General features: G+C 65.5%; 1 protein-coding gene. It reads left to right on the top strand.

Going from position 1 to position 502, the window contains the following annotated elements:
• Positions 1-421 (top strand): molybdopterin dinucleotide binding domain-containing protein (locus EKO23_RS24830; protein ID WP_281281002.1); only part of this gene is annotated, 421 nt, incomplete at its 5' end.
• Between the last annotated feature and the right edge of the window lie 81 nt (positions 422-502).

Below are 502 nucleotides of genomic sequence, written 5' to 3'. Positions count from 1 at the left end.
GTCGATCCACTCGGAGTACCAGGACAACCTGTTCATGCTGTCGCTCTCGCGCGGCGGCCAGACGATCTGGATGAGCGACAAGGACGCCGCCAAGGTCGGGGTCGAGGACAACGACTGGATCGAGGCGGTCAACCGCAACGGCGTCGTGGTGGCCCGCGCGATCGTCTCGCACCGGATGCCGGAGGGGACCGTCTACATGCACCACGCGCAGGACCGGCTGATCGACGTACCGATCGCGGAGACGTCGGGCAAGCGGGGCGGGATCCACAACTCGCTGACCCGGATCCTGGTCAAGCCCAGCCACCTGATCGGCGGCTACGCCCAGATGTCCTTCGCGTTCAACTACCTCGGCCCCACCGGCAACCAGCGCGACGAGGTCACCGTCATCCGCAAGCGGTCCCAGGAGGTGCGCTACTCGTGAAGGTCATGGCGCAGATGGCGATGGTGATGAACCTCGACAAGTGCATCGGCTGCCACACCTGCTCGGTGACCTGCAAGCAGG

It is taken from the genome of Nocardioides guangzhouensis, from assembly GCF_004519545.1.
GTDB lineage: Bacteria > Actinomycetota > Actinomycetes > Propionibacteriales > Nocardioidaceae > Nocardioides > Nocardioides guangzhouensis.
Note: the sequence above shows the minus strand (reverse complement) of the source record. Positions and strands in the feature narration are given on the sequence as shown.